Below are 19,496 nucleotides of genomic sequence, written 5' to 3' on the forward strand. Positions count from 1 at the left end.
CAAAGGGCCAGAATCGCCATGGAGCGGTTGGATTGCGTCAGGCGGGGCGCCGCTGTGCCATAATCCCCGCCCATGAATCTGCTGCTGCTGCACCCCGAACAACATCTGCAACAGGACCGCTGGCGGCTGACGCCCCGGCAGGCGCGCCATGTGCTGGGCGTTCTGAAACTGGTCGAAGGCGATCACTGCCGCGCCGGCCTGCTCGATCAGGGCACCGGAATGGCAAGGATTTTTTCCATAGAAAACAATGACGTGCATATTTCTTTTAAAGTAGATTCTCAGCCCGTGGCCGCGCTGCCGCTGACCCTGCTGCTGGCGTTGCCCCGGCCGAAAATGCTGAAACGGATTCTGATCGACGCCGCCAGCCTGGGCATCAAGCGCATCGCGTTGTTGAACAGTTGGAAGGTGGACAAAAGCTATTGGCGCACGCCCAACCTGAAAGGCGAACTGTTGAAGGAAAAACTGCTGCTCGGGCTGGAACAGGCCGGCGACCCGGTGCTGCCAACGCTGACCCTCGAGCCGCGCTTCCGGCCGTTCGTGGAAGACCGCCTGGACGACTGGGCCGGCCCCGGCGAACGCCTGCTCGCCCACCCCGGCGATTACCCGGAACTGCCGCGCGGGCTGGCCGGGCCGGTGACCCTGGCGATCGGCCCCGAGGGCGGCTGGACACCGTATGAAATCGAATTACTGCAAGCGCACGGCTTCCAGTGTCACCGCTTCGGCAGCCGCATTCTGCGCGTCGAGACCGCCCTGCCCGCCCTGGTCGGTGGCGTGATGCGGTTGCCCTAGGCGGCCATTGGGCGCCGATCAATGAGGGCGGCGGAACAGACAAACCCTTCGCTGGCTGGGCCTGCTCCTACACAGTCAAAGTCAAAACCCGTCTACGAAGCCGACCGCGAACGGGGCCTGCCAGCCCCGCCCGTCAGCGACGGTAGGGGTTACGGCGTGGCTTGCGTGGCGGGCGGGTGCCGCGCTGGTGACGCAGGCGGGCGCGGCCATACAGACCGGTGTATTTCTTGCCCTTGAGGTCGACCTGCTCGGTGAGTGGTTTGATCTCTTCGGCGGTCAGTTCCTGCCAGCGCCCCTGGCGGAGTTGCGAGGGCAACGTCAGTTCGCCGAAACGGATGCGGATCAGGCGTGCCACTTCCAGATCCTGGGACTGGAACAAACGCCGCACTTCCCGGTATTTGCCGCCGGTCAGGCTGACCTTGTACCAGTGGTTGGCGCCCTCTTCGGCGCCGCCGGCGTCCTCGATGGCATCAAACTGGGAGGTGCCGTCTTCCAACAGCACGCCCTCGAGCATCGCCTGGCGTTTCTGCTCGGTGAGTTCACCGCGCACCCGTACCGCGTATTCACGGACAAAGCCGTTGGAGGGGTGCATCAGGCGGTGCGCCAGCTCGCCATCGGTGGTGAACAACATCAAACCGGTGGTGTTGATGTCCAGCCGGCCCACCTGCACCCACCGCATGCCCTGCAATCGGGGCAGGTTGTCGAACACCGTGGGACGCCCCTCCGGGTCGTTGCGCGAACACACCTCCCCCGCGGGTTTGTGGTACATGATCACGCGCCGAACTATGTCTTCTTCCGCCTTCACTCGAATGATCCTGCCGTCCACTCTCACTGTATCGTCAGGCTCCACCCGGTCGCCCAGGGTCGCCACCTTGCCGTTCACTGAAACGCGCCCATCGGCAATCCATTTCTCCAGCTCACGGCGTGATCCCAACCCGGTACGGGCCAGGACTTTCTGTAATTTCTCACTCATGGGGCGATGACTCGTCCTCGTTGGGCGCCTGGGGCGCCTGCTGGTGCGCTTGGGCAGGGGCGGCATCGCCCCCGTCGCTGTCTTCGCCTTGCCCGGCCACCGCTTTACGGCGGAACTCCGCCTCGAACCCGGAGTTCACCAGGTCGACCTTATCGATGCTCATCAGCGTCGATTCATCGATCTCCGGCTCGTCGTCGTAGGCCGCGAACGGCGTTGGCCCGCTTGCCGGGGCATCGCCTTCTTCGCCGCTAGCGGGCTCGCGCTGCTCGGGCACATCGCTAAGCTCCAGCTCTTCGTTGAATTTATCCAGATCCTTGATCTCCGAGAGCGGCGGCAACGCCTCCAGATTCTTGAGATCAAAGTAATCAAGAAACTGCCGGGTGGTGGCGAACATCGCCGGCCGGCCGGGCACATCGCGGTGGCCGACCACCCGCACCCAACCCCGCTCAAGCAGGCTCTTGATAATGTGCGAGCTCACCGACACCCCACGAATCTCCTCGATCTCGCCTCGGGTAATCGGCTGGCGGTAGGCCACCAGCGCCAGCGTCTCGAGGATCGCCCGGCTGTAGCGCGGCGGTTTCTCCTGCCACAGCCGGCTGACCCAGGGGCCCAGCTCGGTGCGCACCTGGAACCGGAATCCGGAAGCCACTTCGCGCAGTTCGATGCCGCGCTCCTGATAATCAACGGCGATCTCTTCCATGAGCCTGGACAGCTGATCCCGGGCCGGGCGCTCCTGCTCGTCGAACAACTGCAGCAGGGCATCCCGGTCCAGGGGGCCGTCGGCGGCGAAAATCGCCGCCTCGACGATGCGTTTGATCTGTTCTGGCTCCACGGCGTCAGCTTCCCTCCGGGTCGTCGTTGGCCGGTTCATCGTCAAGCTCCAGGGCGGCGAGCGTCTCCGCTTCCTCGAACACCAGCGTCTTCGCCTTCACATGGATCGGTGAAAAGGTGTCGCTTTGAATCAGCTCAATCAGCGACCCCTTGACCAGTTCCAGCAGCGCCAGGAACGTCACCACCACCCCCAGCCGCCCCTCACCGGCGTCGAACAGCTCGACGAACGGGACAAACTCGCGGCCCTTCAGGCGATCCAGCACGATCGACATGCGTTCCCGGGTGGACAGCTTTTCCCGCGACACCTGATGGCTCTCGAACATGTCGGCCCGGAACAGCACTTCCTTGAGCGCCAGTAACAGCTCGCGCATGTCCACGTCGGGCTGCGCTTTTTCACGCACGAAATCCGGGCGCCGGGCGGCGGCGATCTGAAAATCCCGTTCCTGGCGCGGCAGGCTGTCGATGTCTTCGGCGGCCTGCTTGAAACGTTCGTACTCCTGCAGACGGCGAATCAACTCGGCGCGCGGATCGTCGCCTTCGTCTTCGTCCTCATGGGACGGCCGCGGCAACAGACTGCGCGACTTGATCTCGCCCAGCATCGCCGCCATCACCAGATACTCGGCGGCCAGTTCCAGGTTAAGCGCTTTCATCAGCTCAACGTACTTCATGTACTGGCTGGTGATCTGCGCCACCGGAATATCCAGAATGTCCAGATTCTGGCGTTTGATCAGGTACAGCAGCAGATCCAGCGGTCCCTCGAACGCTTCCAGAAACACTTCCAGAGCATCCGGCGGGATATACAGATCATCCGGCAGCTTGGTAATCGCCTGCCCGTACACCAACCCAAACGGCATTTCCGCCTGGTGCGGGCCCGGTGGCGCCAACGGATTGGCGCTGCCTCCCGGAGCCGGTTGATCCACCACTTCATTCATACACGCTGACCGTCCTGTCGGTTCGCGGGCGGGCCGGGCCCGCTAGCGGTATTGAAGCCCCATCGCTGAGCGCACTTCTTCCAAGGTGGCGCGGGCCGCCTCGCGGGCCTCTTCGCAGCCCTCGGAAACAATCGTGCGCACCAGGTCCGGGTTACGCAAATGCTCTTCCGCGCGGCGCCGGATCGGCTCCAGTTCCTCCTGGATCGACTCGATCACCGGCTTTTTGCAATCCAGACAGCCGATGCCCGCGCTGGTGCAGCCCTCGCGCACCCACTGCTGGGTGGCCGCATCGGAGTACACCTGGTGGAATTGCCACACCGGGCAGCGATCCGGATTACCCGGATCACTGCGGCGCACCCGCGCCGGGTCGGTGGGCATGCGCCGCACCTTGGCGTCCACGTCCGCCGGTTCCTCGCGCAAACTGATGCCATTGCCATAGGACTTGGACATTTTCTGACCATCCAGGCCGGGCATTTTCGAGGCCGGTGTCAGCAGGGCCTGCGGCTCGGGCAAAATCACTTTGCCACCGCCTTCCAGATCGCCACTCAGGCGCTCTTTATCGCCGAGGGTGATATTTTGCTGGCTCTGCACCAGGGCGCGGGCGGTTTCCAGCGCCGACTCGTCGCCCTGTTCCTGATACTTGCGGCGATTGTCCAGGTAGACCCGCGCCTGTTTCTTGCCCATCTTCTTGATCGCCGCTTCCACCGCTTCCTCGAAGCCCGGTTCGCGGCCATAGAGATGGTTAAAGCGGCGCGCCACCTCACGGGTCAATTCCACGTGCGCCACCTGATCGGCGCCCACCGGCACCTGGCCGGCGCGATAGATCAGGATGTCCGCGGACTGCAGCAGCGGGTACCCCAGGAACCCGTAGGTGCCCAGATCCCGTTCCTTGAGCTTTTCCTGCTGGTCTTTGTAGGGCGGCACCCGCTCCAGCCAGGACAACGGTGTCATCATCGACAACAGCAAATGCAGTTCGGCGTGCTCGGGCACCTGGCTTTGGATAAACAGCGTCGCGGAGCCAGGGTTAACGCCGGCGGCCAGCCAGTCGATCACCAGGTCCCAGACATGCCCTTCAATGCGGCTCGGATCTTCGTATTCCGTGGTCAGCCCGTGCCAATCGGCGACAAAAAAGAAACACTCGTACTCGTGTTGCAAACGCACCCAGTTCTTGAGCACGCCATGGTAGTGACCCAGGTGCAAACGGCCGGTGGCGCGCATGCCTGATACCACTCGCTGAGAGGGAACCACGGAACTCAAACCCGACTCCTGTCGTAATAGCGGGAAAGCGGCGATTATAAAGGGAAGAGGCGGGGTAAAGACAGGGCTGGCATGGTGCCAGCCCCGGATTTGATCAGAAAATGGCGTCCAGCGGGCCGGCGCCTTCACGCACCACTTCGGGGCCCTCGCCATCAGCCAGCGAGATCACCGTGGTTTCGGTGATGCCGCAGAAGCCCCCATCAATCACCAGATCGACCTGATCGCGCAGGAAATCACGCACGTCCTGCGGATCGGAAAGCGGAAACTCATCGCCGGGCAGGTGCGCGGTGGAGGTCATGATCGGCCCGCCGTGCTCGGCCAGCAACGCCATACAGATCGGATGATCCGGCACGCGAATGCCGATGGTGCGCTTCTTCGCGTGCATCAATCGGCGCGGCACCTCGCTGGTGCCTTTCAGAATGAAGGTGTAGGGCCCGGGCGTGTGCGCCTTGAGAAGGCGGTAATCCGGGTTTTCCACTTTTGCGTACAACGCCAGCACGGACAGATCCGGGCACAGCAATGTGAACTGGTGTTTATCATCCAGCCGGCGCAAACGGATCAGTCGCTCAAGGGCGTTTTTTTCACCGATGCCACAACCGAGCGCATAGGTGGTGTCGGTGGGATAGGCGATCAACCCGCCTTGGCGGATCACATCCACTGCCTGACGAATCAGGCGCGGCTGGGGGGTTTCCGGGTGAATATGCAGCACGTCAGTCATGGGGCGCGATTTTGCGCCCCATGACCCGACCCATGCAAGCGGCATGGGCGAAACAGGGAACAGCGCAAGGCAGACCGCAGGGTGGCCGCCCCCTCCCCTGAAAACTGAAAACCCCTTATTTATCCCCCGCCGGCACCCGGCAACGCCCACACCGGCGTGGCATCGGCGGGAAACGGCGGCACGCCGCCCAGCCGTAACCACTTCTGCGCCGGCGAATGGAAATCGCTGCCCGCCGACACGGCCAGGTCGAAATGTCGCCAGCACTCTTCCAACAACGCCGCTTGATGAGGGCTGAGCCCGGGCATCAGCGCTTCCAGGGCTAGCCCGCCGGCATTGCGGAAATCGCGCACCAGCTCGCGCAGGCGTTTGCGGGTGAGCTGGTATGCCTGGGGATGGGCCAGCACCGGGATCGCGCCGCCAGCGAGCAGATCGGCCACGCCCTGCTCCAGGCTCACCCAGGGCGTCGCCACGAATCCGGATTGCCCCTTTTTCAGAAAACGATTGAACGCGTGCCCCTGATCGCGAACCGCGCCCTCTTCCACCAACACCCGCGCGAACCAGGGCCGGCCCGGGAAATCGCTGCCGGCCAGTGCACAGGCCTTGGCGTAGGTGCCGTTGAGGCGGGCGGCGCGGTCCAGGCGCTCGCCAATGCGGATCGCCCGCTGCCGCCGCGCCTCTTGCTGCGCCTTTACCCGCTTCAGCAGGGTGGCGCTGGACGTGTCCAGCCACAGGCCCAGCACGTGGATTTCCCGGCTGCCCCACAACACCGATAATTCGATGCCCGGCACCAGGGTAATGCCGTGCTCGGATGCCGCCTGGCCCGCCTCCTCCAACCCATCCAGGGTGTCGTGATCGGTCAACGCCAGGGCATCGACGCCATACTCCGCCGCCCGCGCCACCAGCTCCGCCGGCGTCAACACGCCGTCGGAGGCCAGGGAATGGCTGTGAAAATCGGGGCAGTGGAACATAATCAGGCTCATGGTGATCGAAACGGGCTACACGGTAGCATGCTAACGCAACCGCCGGGAGGCCGCCTTCGCGGCGCGCGGGCTCCGAACAGCGCCTCCGATATGGTTTTCCCGTGCTCTTCCCGATACCATCGACGGTCCCGGTAAGGAAACCTGTCCATGAAACAATTGTTCGACTACCTCCCGGTGGTGGTGTTTTTCGGCCTCTATTTTCTCACTGGCCGGGATATCATGCTCGCCACCTGGGGCATCATCGCCGCCACCACCTTCCAGGTGTTCGCCGGCCGGCTGATTTTCAAACGCTGGAATCGGCTGCATCTGGGTGTGTTCGCGGTCACCCTGGTGTTTGGCGGCCTGACGCTGGCACTGCGCGACGACGTCTTTATCAAATGGCGCCCTTCGATCATCAGCTTCGCCCTGGCCGGCGCCTTGTTGATCGGTCAATTGCTGCGCGAGCGCAACCTGCTACAGCGGCTCTGCGAGGGGCTGATGACCGGCGCCTTCGGGAGCGTGGTGCCGATGGCCCGGCGCGACTGGGTGATTCTTAACCTGGCCTTCGTGCTCTACTTCATCTTTATCGGCCTGCTTAACCTCTATATCGCGTTTAACTTCAGCACCGACTTCTGGGTCAACTTCAAGTTGTTTGGCTTTACCGCGATCCAGATGGTGTTCTACGTGGGCGCCTTTGTGTTCTTTTATAAGCGCATCCCGGAAGCCGACCGCAAGCGGTTGTTCCACTCCGACTCCAAAGACCCGAAAAAAAAGGATGACGATGCTGTACGCGATCATCAGTGAAGACGTGCCGAATTCCCTGCCCCTGCGGCAATCCGCACGCCCGGCTCATTTGCGTCGCCTGGAGGCGTTGCGCGATCAGGGCCGGCTGATTCTGGCCGGTCCGTTGCCGGCGGTGGACAGTGAGCAACCCGGCGACGCCGGTTTCACCGGCTCGCTGGTGGTGGCGGAATTCCCATCACTGGAACAGGCCCGCCAGTGGGCCGGCGAAGACCCTTATCAGGCCGCCGGCGTGTACGCCTCGGTCACGGTGAAGCCGTTCAAGGCGGTCTTGCCCTGATTGCGGGCACGCACCACGCCCCCCACACCCCCATATTTTACAATGCCACCTTGCCCGGCTCGGGAAATGTGAAAGCCGACCCGACGCCGCGAGAGTGAATTGCCTAAACTCCGCCGCTTGTTATTTAAGGAGTGAGCCGATGCGGTTGCGCTGTTTGAGCTTTGCCCTGGCGATGTTGTTCGCCACCCCCCTGTTCGCCGCCACCGCCTGGGTGGACGACGAAGTGTACGTGCCGGTGCGCGCTGGCGCCGGCGGCCAGTATCGGATCGTCCATCGCGGCATTAAAAGCGGCACCCGCATCGAGTTTCTGGGTAACGATGGCGATTGGGCGCACATTCGCTATGGCAGCATCGAGGGTTACATCGGCAAGCAGTACATCAGTACCACGCCCACCGCCGGCATTGAGCTTGAGCGTGTCAGCAAGGAAAACGATGAACTCAGCAGCAAGATGGCGGAGCTGCGTACCCGGTTGAACGAACTGGAGGGTGAGCGCAACGCCCTGACCAGCCGCGGCGACGAACTGAAAGCCTCGCTGGACAGCCGCAGCAACGAGCTGGAACAGCTGCGCGATGTGGCCGCCGACCCGATTCGTCTGGATCAGGCCAACCGCCGCCTGAACGAGGAGCTGAGCATGTTGCGCTCCGAGCTGGATCAGGTGAAAGCGGAGAACGCCATGCTGCGCAACGACGCCACCTCGCGGAAGTGGATCACCGGCGTCGGCATTCTGATCCTCGGCGTGATCGCCGGCCTGCTTCTGAAATCGAAATCCGGCCGCCGGCGCGGCAGCTGGACCAACTGAGCCGCTAAGGCGCGTAGCCACCACTCCCGGCGACGCGCCCGATCGACGCCGCAGCGCTCAGGCAATCGCGCCGGCCGCCAATAGCTCATCAATGCGGCTTTCCGGGAAGCCGTGTTCACGCAGCACCTCGCGATTGTGCTGGCCGAGACGCGCGCCAGTGAAGCGGTAGGCCACCGGCGTGGCGGAAAAACGGAACGGTGACGCCACCTGACGCTGGCTGGCGCCGCCCTCGCCGGCCGGCACCTCCACCACCATGCCGCGCGCCTGCAGCTGCGGATGGGCGGCGGCCTCGCTGAAGCTCAGCACCGGCTCCACGCAACAGTCCAGACCGGCGAACACTTCGCACCAGTGCGCACAGTCCCGCGCGCCGATCACCGCACCGATCTCCTCTTTCACCCGGGCCACGTCCTGCGCGTCCATGCTGATGCCCAGGTTGATCAGCTCGGGCTTGCCGATCGCCTGGCAGAACTGGCTGAAAAATTGCGGTTCCAGACCGGCCACCGACAGGTAGCGGCCGTCGCGGGTGCGGTAACAATCATAAAAGCTGCCGCCATTGAGCCGGGTGCCTTCAAGCTGTGGGTCCTGGCCGGCCAGCAGCGCCCCCGGCGCCGTTAAACCATGCAGGCTGAACGCCGCGTCGGTCATGGAAATATCCAGGTGCTGGCCTTCACCACTGTGTTGACGGTGAATCACCGCCGCCAACACCGCCATCACCGCGTGGCAGGAGCCGCCGGCGATGTCCGCGGTCTGAAACGCCATTGGCGCTGGACCGCTGTCGCGACGGCCGTTGTAGGCGGTGATGCCGGCGATGGAGAGATAATTGAGATCGTGGCCGGCCCGGTCCCGGTAGGGGCCACTTTGGCCATAGCCGGTGATGGCGCAGTAAATCAGCGCCGGGTTAACCGCTTTCAGCGCCTCGTAGCCCACCCCGAGGCGATCCATGACGCCGGGCCGGAATTGTTCGATGACAATATCGTAGTCTTCCACCAGACGCAGAATCAGGTCACGGCCCTGCGGTTTTTTCAGGTCCACGGCGATCGACCGTTTGGAGCGGTTCAGATACCCGTGCACCGCCGACACGCCGTCCTCGGAAGGTGGCATCAGCCGCACCAGATCCGGGCGCGTGGGGGATTCCACGCGCAGCACTTCGGCGCCCATGTCCGCCAGCATCAGCGTGGCGAAGGGCCCGGGCAACAAGGTGGAAAAGTCGAGGATCTTGAGGCCAGACAACGGTCCGCTCATGAATAGGCGCTCCTTGGGAAACGGTCACTGATAATGTTGCCGGCAACCCTAAACGCTGGCGCGACCCGCGCCAATGGCAAAGCCGGCCGTGCGGGTGACCGAATCTGACATGGGGCCAGGGGCGGAACTCCGTTAGCATGCAATGCTGCTAACCTGGAGCCCTGCCTGGCGCTCCGCGAGCCACCGGCGCGACGCCGACCGATATCAACAAAAGGTTTTCACCGCATGAGCAGCTGGATCAAAATTCGTGGCAGCCTCGCCCTGGTGGGTATTTTCCTGAACACCCTGGTGATGATTCTGCCCCTTTATGTTTTCGCGCTGTTGCGCCTGGTGCTGCGCTTCCACGCCGCCCAGGTGCCGCTGGCCCGCATTCTGGTGTGGATCGCGGAAACCTGGATGGCCACCAACAACGCCATCATTGGCCTGTTCAGCGGGGTCTCCTGGCGGGTCCAGGGTCTGGAGGGTTTGAAACGCGATGAATGGTATCTGGTGACCTCCAATCATCAGTCCTGGGCCGACATCCTGGTGCTGCAGAAAGTCACCAACCGCCGGGTGCCATCGCTGAAGTTTTTCCTCAAGCAGGAGTTGATCTGGGTGCCGTTGCTGGGCCTGGCCTGGTGGGCGCTGGATTTTCCGTTCATGAAACGCTACACCCGCGCCCGGCTGGAAAAGCACCCGGAGCTGCGCGGCAAGGACATGGAAACCACGCGTAAGCAATGCGAGAAGTACGCGCACTTCCCGGTGTCGGTGATGAACTTCCTGGAGGGCACCCGCTTCACGCGCGCCAAACACGACCAACAGGCCTCGCCCTACACCCACCTGCTCAAGCCCAAGGCCGGCGGAGCGGCCTTCACCCTGAAGGCGATGGCGGGCCGCCTGCACTGCCTGCTCGACGTCACCATTGTTTACCCACCGGGCACCAGCCGTTCGCTGTTGGGGTTTCTCGGCGGCGCCATGCGACAGGTCGAGGTGACCATCCGGCAACGGCCGATTCCGGTCTGGGCGGCGCAAGGCGATTATGAAAACGACCCGGAATTCCGCCAACGCTTTCAGGCCTGGATCAGTGAAATCTGGACGGAAAAAGACGCTCTTCTGGAAGCGCGCCTGTCCGCCTGAGGCCGCGACGACTATTTTTTCGGCGTTTTTCGCCCTTCCCTTCGAGGATTTTCAAACACTCCTTTCCGCGCGCCACCAGATTTGCCTATAGTAAGGGCCCGGCGCGGCGCGCGCCGATCAGAGGTGTCCCTTGAAAGACACCCGACCCGTACCGACACTTCCTTTGGAATGGCCATGCTAGGCAAGTTATTCAAACCCCGGTGGCAACACCGCGACCCGGCCGTGCGTGCTCAGGCGGTCCACGACCTTGATGCGGCGCGTGATGCCGACACCCTGACCGCCCTGGCCCGCGACGATCAAAGCGCCGAAGTGCGCCGACTCGCCAGCGCCGCGCTACTGGACTTCACGGTTCTCGATACGCTGACCGACAACGATGCCGATGCCGGAGTGCGGGCCGCCGCTGGCGAGCGGATCATGGCGCTGCTGGCCGGCACCGTGCCCGGCGGACCGAGCACCGCGACCCGTCTGCATTTGATCGCCCACACCAACAACCCCGACGTTCTCTCCCACGTTGCCCGTCACAGCCCCGATGCGCCGTGCCGGCAGGCGGCTTTGGCCAGCCTCGACGATCCCCAGGCGCTCTACCAACTGGCGCTGTCCGGCAAAGACGAAGCGCTGCGCCTGGCCGCCGCGCAACGCCTGGAGGACGCCACCCTGCTGCGCCAACTGAGCCGCGAAGGCCGCGACAAGCGCGTGGTGCGTCTGGCCCGCGAGCGTGGCAAACAGCATCAACTGCAGGAACACCAGCAGCGTGAGCAGCAGGAGCGTGCCGCCCAGGTGTGCGGCGCACTGCGGCAATTGGCGCAACGCAGCAGCGATCCGTTGTTCGAAGCGCGTTTTGCTCAGCTCGAACAAAGCTGGGCGGAACTGCGCGATCACGCCAGCGAGCCACAGCGCACCGAGGCCGAAGTGGCGATCGGCCAATGCCAGACCAGGCTCGCGGAACAGGCCGAGCTGGCCCGCGCGGAACAGGCCCGCGCCGCCGCTTCGAGGGAGCAGCGCCAAGCCCATGACACCTTGTCCGCACTGCTGCGCGACACCGTTGAGCAAACCTGGGAAGAACAACTCGGCGCGCTGCGCTCCCTGGTGGACACCCAGGAACGCCGCTGGCTCTCCGCCAGCGAGGAGCAAACGCCGACCGAGGATGGCCAGCGTGCCTTTCAGCGCCAGCTTGATCTGTGGCGCCAACTGATCGAATTGGCCGAAGCCGCCCGCGAAGACCTCAGCGACGAACAACGCCGGGAACTGGCCGCGCGCTGGCCCTCCGGGGTGCCCGCGCCGGCCAGCCTGAGCGGCCTCGCCGAGCCGCAACCGGAAGCGCCGCCGGCCCGCGCGCCGCGCCCGCCGCAGAGCCGCCATCGCGGCCTGGTGACGGCACTGCGCCGGGAACTGGAGAAAGGCAACCTCAAGCACGCCAATCGCCTGTGGCACAAAGCGGAGCTGGCCCTGGAAGAGCACGACGACGCCTGGCTGAGCGCCCAGCTCGAGCGCCTTTCCGCGCGCCGCGACGAACTGCGGGACTGGCACTCGTTCGCCGCCCAGCCAAAAAAAGAGCAACTCTGCGAGCGCATGGAAACCCTTGAGGGCGCCGCGCTGGACGCGGCCGAGCTGGCCAGCGCGATTCAGGCGCTGCACGACGAATGGCGTGAATTGATGAGCTCCGACCAGGGCCAGGATCAGGCTCTCTGGGACCGCTTCAAGGGCGCCTCCGACCGTGCCTACCAGCCTTGCCGGGCCCATTTCGCCGAGCTCGATCAACAGCGCGCCGACAACCTGCAACGCCGGCGCGCCCTGTGCGAACAATTGGCCGGTTTTATCGACGCCCAGGACTGGTCGGCGCGAACCGGCTGGCAGGCGGTGTGGGAGATCCGCCGCCAGGCGCCCCAGGAATGGAAAGCGTTGTCGCCGGTGCGCTTCACCGATGCCCGCGATCTGCAAAAGCGGTTTTCCGCGTTGCTCTCGCAACTGGACGAACGGCTTGAAACCGCCTGGCAAAGCGCTGAGCAGGCCCGCCAGGCCCTGATCGCCGAAGCCCGGGAGCTGGCCGCCGCCGAGGACGTGCACGGCGCCGCCCGACAGGCGCAGACCCTGCAACAAGCGTGGCGCGACACACCCTGGCTGCCGCCGGCGCGGCATCGCAATCACCAGAAGGAATTCCGGCGCCTGATGGACGCCCTGTTCGCCGCCCGGCAAGCGCAATTCGACAACCGCCAGGCGCAACGCCAGGAAGCCGCGGAGCAAACCCGCACCCGCTTACAGCAAGTGGAAAGCGCACTGAACGGCGCTCCCGACGATCAGGACCCGGGCCGCCTCCAACGCTGGGCCGACGAACTGGGCAACGCGGACCTGGGCGCGCTGGATCGCGATAGCCAACGCCGCGCCCGTCAGTTGACCGAGCGTTTACGGCGCGCCGCCGCCGACCTGCCACGCTGGCGGCGCTGGTGTCAGGCGCGCGAGCGAATCGCCGCCGCGCCGGCCGGCCCGGCCCGGCCAGAGGACGCCACCCTGGCGGTGGCCATCGAGGCATTGGCCGGTGTCGACAGCCCCGAACACGCCCGCGCCGAGCGCATGGCCTGGCAATTGGAGCAGTTACCCCGGGCGATGAAGTCCTCCGACTTCCAGCCCGTGGAAGAGGCGCTTACGCTGGTCGAGGCGCGCGCCGACGCCCAGCCCCTGGACGCCGATCTGGCGGCGCGGCTGGCGCGCGCACTGGCGGCCCTGGAGCCACGCCCCTGATCCCGGCCTTATGGTTCGGGGCAAACCCTGACCTCGCCCGCGCTGCATCCTGAATCCTGTATCGCCCTCATTGCCCGTAACGCTTGCCGGTGTCGGCCAGGAAAGCGCGCTCCTCGGCGCTGCTTTCCCGGCCCAGCGCACGGTTGCGGTGGGGAAAGCGGCCGAATCGCGCGATCAGATCGTGGTGTTCGCGGGCAAAATCCAGGTTGCCGCGCAGCGTTTCCTTGAGCGCGGCAGGCGCTTGCTCATGCAACCCCTCGAAACAGACCACGCTCTGCTCCTGTAACGTCAGGTCCTCGGCGTGCATCAGCGGCATGCAGAAAAACACCTGGCCCGCCAGTGGCAGTTGCCGTTGCATGCCGGTGGAAAGGCCTTCGAGCGTCAGCGTGGCGGCGCGGTGATCGCCGGCGAAGGCTCGCGCCTCGCCGCGAAACAAATTGCGGGTGAACTGGTCGAGCAACAGAATCAACGCCAGCCGCGACGGCGCCGAGCGCTCCCACTCCACCAGCTCGCGCCGCAGCGCCGCCTCAACGCGGTCCGCGAAGCGCTCGTCGATTTCCGCGTCCTGCGCCGGGTTACTGATAAACCACCGGCGGCTGAACGCTTGCACCGGCCACGGCGCGGCGTGGTCATCGCCGAACCAGTAGTCGAGAATGTCCTGATACGCTGAGTGATTGTCCATGCCCCAATTGTCCATGCGCCGTTAAGATCCTTTGCAATGATCGGGCAGTGCCTTTTTCAGCACCGGCCAGGTGTTCTCAAGCAGGCGTGGCTGCGCCGCGGCGGTGGGGTGGATGCCATCGCCCTGCAGTTGCCCCGCTTCCACCACGCCGTCGAGCAGAAACGGTACCAGCGGCACGTCCTGCTCGCGGGCGGTGTGGGTGAAAGCCTGTTCGAACAGTTGGGTATAGGCCGGGCCATAATTGGGCGGAATGCGCATGCCCAACAGCACTACCCGGGCGCCGGCCTCGCGGCTGAGCTCGATCATGCGGGAAAGATTGCCGGCCAGGCGCTTGGGGGGCAAGCCGCGCAAGCCGTCGTTGCCACCCAGCTCGATCACCACCAGCTCGGGCTGGTGCCGCTCCAACAAGCGCGGCAGACGGGTCAGCCCGCCGTCGCTGGTTTCCCCGCTTACCGACGCGTTGTTCACCGGCAAACCGGAACATTGGCTCTCGAACCGTTGTCTCAATAGGGATACCCAGCCCTCCGCTTCTTCCAGACCATAGGCCGCACTGATGCTGTCGCCCAGCACCAGCACGCCATCGGCGCGGGCGGTAAACGGCACCAGCAACAGCACCAGAATCAGCAGGCGTTTGCTCATATGACCAACACTCCCGTACTTGTTGCGCGACAACTTAGCAAAACGGTTTCCGCCCCGGAAGGCGAACTGACCTTGTTGCAGGATATCGCGTTGAGCGTCAACGCCGGCGATTCGCTGGCAATTACCGGCCCTTCCGGTTCCGGAAAATCCACCCTCCTCGGCTTACTGGCCGGGCTGGACATCCCCAGTTCTGGTGAAGTCAGAGTGGCCGGCGAAGCGTTCAGTTCCCTCGGCGAGGACGCGCGCGCGGCGCTGCGCGGGCGTCACTGCAGCTTTGTGTTTCAGGCGTTTCATCTGGTCGGCGATCTCAGCGCCGTGGAAAACGTCATGCTGCCACTGGAAATCGCCGGCACCGGCGGCGCCCGCGAGCGCGCCCGGCACTGGCTGGAGCGGGTCGGCCTGGGCAATCGGGAGCGCCATTTCCCGGCCCAGCTGTCCGGCGGTGAACAACAACGGGTGGCACTGGCGCGGGCCTTCGCCATGCAACCGGCACTGCTGTTCGCCGATGAGCCCACCGGCAGCCTGGACCGCGCCAATGGCGATCACGTGGCGCGGTTGCTGTTCGATCTGAACCGCGACCACGGCACCGCTTTGGTGCTGGTCACCCACGACCCGGCATTGGCCGCCCATTGCGCGCACCAGCGCGAACTGGTGGAGGGCCGGCTCGGTGATTGATGGCGCCCTGCAAGGGCTGTTGCGCCCCTGGCGCTCCTCGGCCTTTCGCATCCAGGCGCTGGCGCTGTTGGTGGCGGCGCTGGCGATCGCCGCCGTGGTGCTGCTGCGCGGCGAACTCGAACACCGCTTCTCCACCCGCACCGCCGAGGCCCTGGGCGGCGATCTGGTTCTGGAAGGCAGCGACCCGGCCAGCGCGGCGCAACGGGCACTGATTGGCGACGCCCCCCATTCACGCACGCAACGTTTCACCACCGTGTTGGTGAACGGCGACACTTTTGTATTAAGCAGCGTCAAAGCGGTGGACGAGCAGTACCCGCTGTACGGCCGCCTGACGGTGGCGCCGAGCCGCTTCGGCGAGCCCACCGTGGTCGATCACGGCCCGCGCCCCGGCCACGTCTGGCTGGCCGGCACCGCTCTGGATCGCCTGCGGCAGCAGGTCGGCGACACCGTGACCGTGGGCAGCCGCGCGTTGCGGGTCAGCCGCGTGCTGATTCAGGAACCGGATCAAGGCGCTGGCTTTTACAGCATGAACCCCAGGGTGCTAATGGCGTTGGCGGACGTGCCCTCCACCGGCATCCTCGGACCCGGCACCCGGGTGCACGATGAAATCCGCGTGCGCGCCCCCGGCGATGCCCTGGCCACCTTGCAACAGGCCCTGGAACCGACCCTCGCCGCCGGCCAGGAGATCGACACCCGCGAACAGGCCGGCCTGCGCTCCATGGGGCCCCTGCGCCAACTGACCCTGTGGGGGCAACTGGCGGTGATGATGGTGGTGCTGCTGTGCGGCGGCGCGGTCTACCTGGCCGCCGGCGTGCGCAGCACCGAACAGGCGCGCCGCTGCGCGGTGATGAAAACCTTCGGCGCCAGCCGGCGGCGCATTCTGTCCCGAGTGCTGGGCCGCGAACTCACCGCCCTGCTGCCGTCGATGCTGCTCGGGCTGGCACTGGCCGCCCTGGCGTTCAGCGCACTGCAAAACTGGCTGGGCGATCAATTGCAATGGCGCCCCACCGTGGTCACCTGGCTGTTGCTGGCGCTGGCGCCTCTGGTGATCTGGGGCGGCTTCGCCCTGCCCCGCCTGTGGCGCCTGGCGGACCTGCCGGCGCGCCAGATCCTCAGCGACCAATTGGACGCCCCGGCGGCCCGTGCCGGCCTCAATCTGCTCGGCGCGCTGATGGCGCCGGTGCTGGTGGCGATGATGCTGTCCGGCTCGCTGCTGGCGCTGGGGCAATTACTGCTGTTGATGGTGGCGGTGGCGGTGGGGCTGCCGCTGTTGCTGTGGGGGCCGCTACGGCTGGCCGACCGGGCCGGGGCGCGGCTGCCGCTGGCGACGCGGCTGTCGTTGCGGCGGCTGGCGCGGCGCCCGCTCACCACCCTGCCGACCCTGGCGGCCATGGTACTGGCCCTGGCGGTGATGTCGCTGGCCACCCAGGTTGGCCAGCAGCTGCTGGGCCAGTGGCGCGCCACCCTGCCGGAGAAAGCGCCCAACTACTTCGTGCTGAACCTGTTCGATCAGGATCTGCCCGGCTTCAAGCAATGGCTGCGCGACCATGACGCCGACGCCCCGGCGGTGTACCCGGTGGTGCGCGCCCGGCTCACCGAAATCAATGGCGAGCCGGTGCGCGAAGCGGTCACCAAGGAACGCGATGAAGACGACCGTGGCCGCCGCGCGCTCAACCGCGATCTGTCCCTGACCGAATCCGCCAGGCTGCCGGACAGCAACACCGTGACCGGCGGCCGCTGGCTGCAAGCGACACCCGGCCAGGTGTCGGTGGAATCGGAGCTGGCCGAATCCCTGGGGCTCAAGCCCGGCGACCGGCTCACCTTCACCGCCCAGTCCGGTCAGACCGAGGCCACCGTGGTGGGGCTTCGTGAGGTGGACTGGGAGAGTTTCGAGCCGAATTTCTACTTTATGTTCAGCCCCGGCTCCCTCGAGGGTATGAACCGTTACTGGCTGACCAGCTTCTACCTGCCCGCCGAGCGCAGCGTCGACCTGCCCGATCTGATCCGCCAGTTTCCGCAGATCACCCTGCTCGACGTCAACGCCCTGCTCGACCAGGCCCAGGCGCTGATTGATCGCGCCAGCCGCGCCGCCACCGCGCTGGCGGTGCTGCTATTGTGTGCCAGCGTGTTGGTAATGACGGCCGCCTGGCTGGCCGGACGCGGCCAGCGCCGCCGCGACGAGGCGCTGCTCAGAGTGCTGGGCGCGCGCACCTCACTGCTGCGCCGGGTGGCGCTGATCGAACAGGCGCTGCTGTTGGGCGGCGCCGCCGTGTTCGCCCATCTGCTGCACCTGGCCGCCCTGTGGCCGTTGGGCGCCAAACTGTTCGACGGTGACATGCCGCTCTCACCGGTGATTCTGCTGCCCTGGCTGGTGGTGATCCCACTGCTGCTGGCCCAGGCGATCGCACCGCGCGGCGAGGCCCGGCCATTGGCGCGGTTGGTGGGTTAGAGGCGGTGGGAACAGGGCAAGGCCGTAGCGGATCAGGGGTTTCTGCTTTGTAGATGGGGGCTGCAAGCTTCAAGCTTCAAGCTTCAAGCTTCAAGCTTCAAAACGACCGGAGCCACGCGCTTTTTGCAGCTTGCAGCTTGCAGCTTGCAGCTTGAAGCTTGAAGCTTGAGGCTCAGCCACGAGCGCGCCCCAAAAACCAATAGCTGGCCAGCGCCAGACACGCGCAGAGCGCCATCAGCACGGTCATCGGCAACGGCGTGCCGTCGTGAATCAGCCCCAACCCGGAGCCGATCAGGCCGGCCATCAGGAACTGCAGGCAGCCGTTCAGGCCGGTGGCGGCGCCGCTGTCGTTGTCGAAATAGGCGAGAAAACTGGCCATGGCATTGGGGATCGCCAGGGCCGCCATGCTCGCCACCGTCATGATCAGCGGCACCACGTTCCAAAGGCTCAGCTCGCCAAGCAAGGCGATGGTCAGCAACGCCAGCGCAGCCAGCGTCTGAATCATCAGGGCGACGCCAAGAATCGCCGGGCTTTCGTAATAACGCAGCAACACCGCGTTAACCCGGTTGAGCGTCAGCATGCCCACCACGTTGGCGCCGAACAGAATCGGGAAGCGGCTCTCATCCACCTGGAAATAATCGATGTACAAAAACGCGGCGTCGGTAATAAAGATGAACATGGCGGAAAACGCCAGGCCATTGGCAAGGATATAGCCCATCGCCCGGCGCTGCCGCAGTACCCGCCCATAAGCGGCGAACATGCGGTGACGCAACGGCTCGTCCACCACCCGGGGCGTCACCGTGGGCACACCGAAACGCAGAATCAGCATCACCAGTAACGCATAGCCGGCCAGCATCACGAAGATGCTGCGCCAGCCGGCCAGCGCCAGCAGCGCCGCGCCCATCGCCGGGGCCACCAGCGGCGCCAGCAACAACACCAGCCCCACCGTGGTCAACACCCGCGCCGCCTCCCGGCCGCTGAAGTTGTCGCGCACCGAGGCCGCGGCGATCACCACCGTGGCACCGCCGCCCAGGGCCTGCACCACCCGCAACAGATACAGGCTCCACACCTGCTGGCACACAGCGATGCCCAGACTGGCGGCGATGAACACCAGCAACCCGGTGAACGCCACCGGCTTGCGCCCGAAATGGTCCGACAATGGCCCGCCCAGCCACTGCCCCAGGGCCACGCCGATCACGTACAGGCTCACCGACAACTCCACCGTGTGCACCGCCACGCCGAAGTCATCGGCCATGGTCGGCAGCGCCGGCAGGTAGGTGTCGATCGCCAAGGGACCAATAGCGACCAGCCCGCCCAGCATGATGGCCAGGCGCACGGGAGAAATCAGCGGCATGAACAAATTCCGAAGTGGATGAACGGCAGGCGCACAAGCCTACCATCCTGGGGGGCGTTCTGGCTGCCTTGGAAAGCGTGCCTGCACGCAGCACGCTTGCACGCAACACGCAACACGCCGGCACGCTAAAACGGCTGCCACCGGCGTCACCGGCTCCTTAATAAGGTTCTTCGCGGAATAGCGGGAATCCGTTTTTGACCAGAGGCTTTACGGTCGGTTTTTTGGGGTGGGGTTGGTCTCTCCATCCGGGGTCGGGCAACCGGG

18 protein-coding genes are annotated in these 19,496 nt (G+C 65.2%); 8 read left to right on the top strand and 10 right to left on the bottom strand.

What is annotated here, in order from left to right; all coding sequences use genetic code 11:
- Nucleotides 1-72: 72 nt before the first annotated feature.
- Nucleotides 73-789: a 16S rRNA (uracil(1498)-N(3))-methyltransferase gene (locus tag CGS25_RS12250; RefSeq protein ID WP_101675643.1), complete on the top strand. Its 717-nt coding sequence runs from the start codon at nt 73-75 to the stop codon at nt 787-789.
- Nucleotides 790-922: 133 nt separating this feature from the next.
- On the opposite strand, the gene rluB is transcribed toward CGS25_RS12250, so the two are convergent.
- The 6 genes from rluB to CGS25_RS12280 all read right to left on the bottom strand — a co-directional run bounded on the left by rluB (nt 923) and on the right by CGS25_RS12280 (nt 6,480).
- Entirely contained in the window at nt 923-1,762 is an 840-nt protein-coding gene (gene rluB, locus CGS25_RS12255; RefSeq protein ID WP_089031872.1) for a 23S rRNA pseudouridine(2605) synthase RluB, read from the bottom strand.
- Entirely contained in the window at nt 1,755-2,594 is an 840-nt protein-coding gene (gene scpB / locus CGS25_RS12260) for an SMC-Scp complex subunit ScpB (RefSeq protein ID WP_198588781.1), read from the bottom strand. Before scpB ends, rluB begins: the two co-directional genes overlap by 8 nt.
- 4 nt (nt 2,595-2,598) lie before the next feature.
- Entirely contained in the window at nt 2,599-3,525 is a 927-nt protein-coding gene (locus CGS25_RS12265) for a segregation and condensation protein A (protein WP_089031874.1), read from the bottom strand.
- 42 nt (nt 3,526-3,567) lie between these two features.
- Nucleotides 3,568-4,782, bottom strand: a complete 1,215-nt coding sequence (locus CGS25_RS12270) for a tryptophan--tRNA ligase (protein WP_198588782.1) — start codon at nt 4,780-4,782, stop codon at nt 3,568-3,570.
- Between the two features lie 94 nt (nt 4,783-4,876).
- Nucleotides 4,877-5,500, bottom strand: coding sequence for an L-threonylcarbamoyladenylate synthase (locus tag CGS25_RS12275; protein ID WP_101675646.1), 624 nt, complete (start codon nt 5,498-5,500; stop codon nt 4,877-4,879).
- 119 nt (nt 5,501-5,619) lie between these two features.
- On the bottom strand, nt 5,620-6,480 hold the full coding sequence (locus tag CGS25_RS12280) for a PHP domain-containing protein (protein ID WP_232802390.1): 861 nt from the start codon (nt 6,478-6,480) through the stop codon (nt 5,620-5,622).
- Nucleotides 6,481-6,627: 147 nt separating this feature from the next.
- On the opposite strand from CGS25_RS12280, the gene CGS25_RS12285 reads away from it, so the two are divergent.
- From CGS25_RS12285 to CGS25_RS12295, 3 genes are all read left to right on the top strand, one after another.
- Complete coding sequence (locus tag CGS25_RS12285; RefSeq protein ID WP_089031878.1) at nt 6,628-7,263, top strand: inner membrane-spanning protein YciB; 636 nt, start codon at nt 6,628-6,630, stop codon at nt 7,261-7,263.
- Nucleotides 7,241-7,540, top strand: coding sequence for a YciI family protein (locus CGS25_RS12290; RefSeq protein ID WP_089031879.1), 300 nt, complete (start codon nt 7,241-7,243; stop codon nt 7,538-7,540). The genes CGS25_RS12285 and CGS25_RS12290 overlap by 23 nt, the downstream gene beginning before the upstream one ends.
- Nucleotides 7,541-7,679: 139 nt before the next feature.
- On the top strand, nt 7,680-8,339 hold the full coding sequence (locus CGS25_RS12295; RefSeq protein WP_089031880.1) for a TIGR04211 family SH3 domain-containing protein: 660 nt from the start codon (nt 7,680-7,682) through the stop codon (nt 8,337-8,339).
- Between the two features lie 57 nt (nt 8,340-8,396).
- Here the strand turns inward: CGS25_RS12295 and CGS25_RS12300 are convergent, their stop codons facing one another.
- Entirely contained in the window at nt 8,397-9,581 is a 1,185-nt protein-coding gene (locus tag CGS25_RS12300; RefSeq protein WP_089031881.1) for a CaiB/BaiF CoA transferase family protein, read from the bottom strand.
- Between the two features lie 225 nt (nt 9,582-9,806).
- On the opposite strand from CGS25_RS12300, the gene CGS25_RS12305 reads away from it, so the two are divergent.
- Nucleotides 9,807-10,697: an acyltransferase gene (locus tag CGS25_RS12305; RefSeq protein WP_101675648.1), complete on the top strand. Its 891-nt coding sequence runs from the start codon at nt 9,807-9,809 to the stop codon at nt 10,695-10,697.
- Nucleotides 10,698-10,871: 174 nt separating this feature from the next.
- Nucleotides 10,872-13,433: a DUF349 domain-containing protein gene (locus tag CGS25_RS12310; RefSeq protein ID WP_101675649.1), complete on the top strand. Its 2,562-nt coding sequence runs from the start codon at nt 10,872-10,874 to the stop codon at nt 13,431-13,433.
- 67 nt (nt 13,434-13,500) lie between these two features.
- On the opposite strand, the gene CGS25_RS12315 is transcribed toward CGS25_RS12310, so the two are convergent.
- A complete protein-coding gene (locus CGS25_RS12315) occupies nt 13,501-14,130 on the bottom strand; it encodes a DUF924 family protein (RefSeq protein ID WP_101675650.1) in 630 nt (209 codons plus the stop codon).
- A gap of 6 nt (nt 14,131-14,136) precedes the next feature.
- Nucleotides 14,137-14,754, bottom strand: coding sequence for an arylesterase (locus CGS25_RS12320; protein ID WP_101675651.1), 618 nt, complete (start codon nt 14,752-14,754; stop codon nt 14,137-14,139).
- Here CGS25_RS12320 and CGS25_RS12325 point away from each other — a divergent pair, their 5' ends adjacent.
- The gene (locus CGS25_RS12325; protein WP_089031886.1) at nt 14,755-15,429 is read left to right on the top strand and encodes an ABC transporter ATP-binding protein; all 675 of its coding nucleotides are present in this window, start codon (nt 14,755-14,757) and stop codon (nt 15,427-15,429) included.
- Complete coding sequence (locus CGS25_RS12330) at nt 15,422-17,878, top strand: ABC transporter permease (protein ID WP_101675652.1); 2,457 nt, start codon at nt 15,422-15,424, stop codon at nt 17,876-17,878. The genes CGS25_RS12325 and CGS25_RS12330 overlap by 8 nt, the downstream gene beginning before the upstream one ends.
- Nucleotides 17,879-18,050: 172 nt before the next feature.
- On the opposite strand, the gene CGS25_RS12335 is transcribed toward CGS25_RS12330, so the two are convergent.
- A complete protein-coding gene (locus tag CGS25_RS12335; protein ID WP_101675653.1) occupies nt 18,051-19,232 on the bottom strand; it encodes a multidrug effflux MFS transporter in 1,182 nt (393 codons plus the stop codon).
- Between the last annotated feature and the right edge of the window lie 264 nt (nt 19,233-19,496).

Origin of the sequence: Alloalcanivorax mobilis, from assembly GCF_002864685.1 — a bacterium.
GTDB lineage: Bacteria > Pseudomonadota > Gammaproteobacteria > Pseudomonadales > Alcanivoracaceae > Alloalcanivorax > Alloalcanivorax mobilis.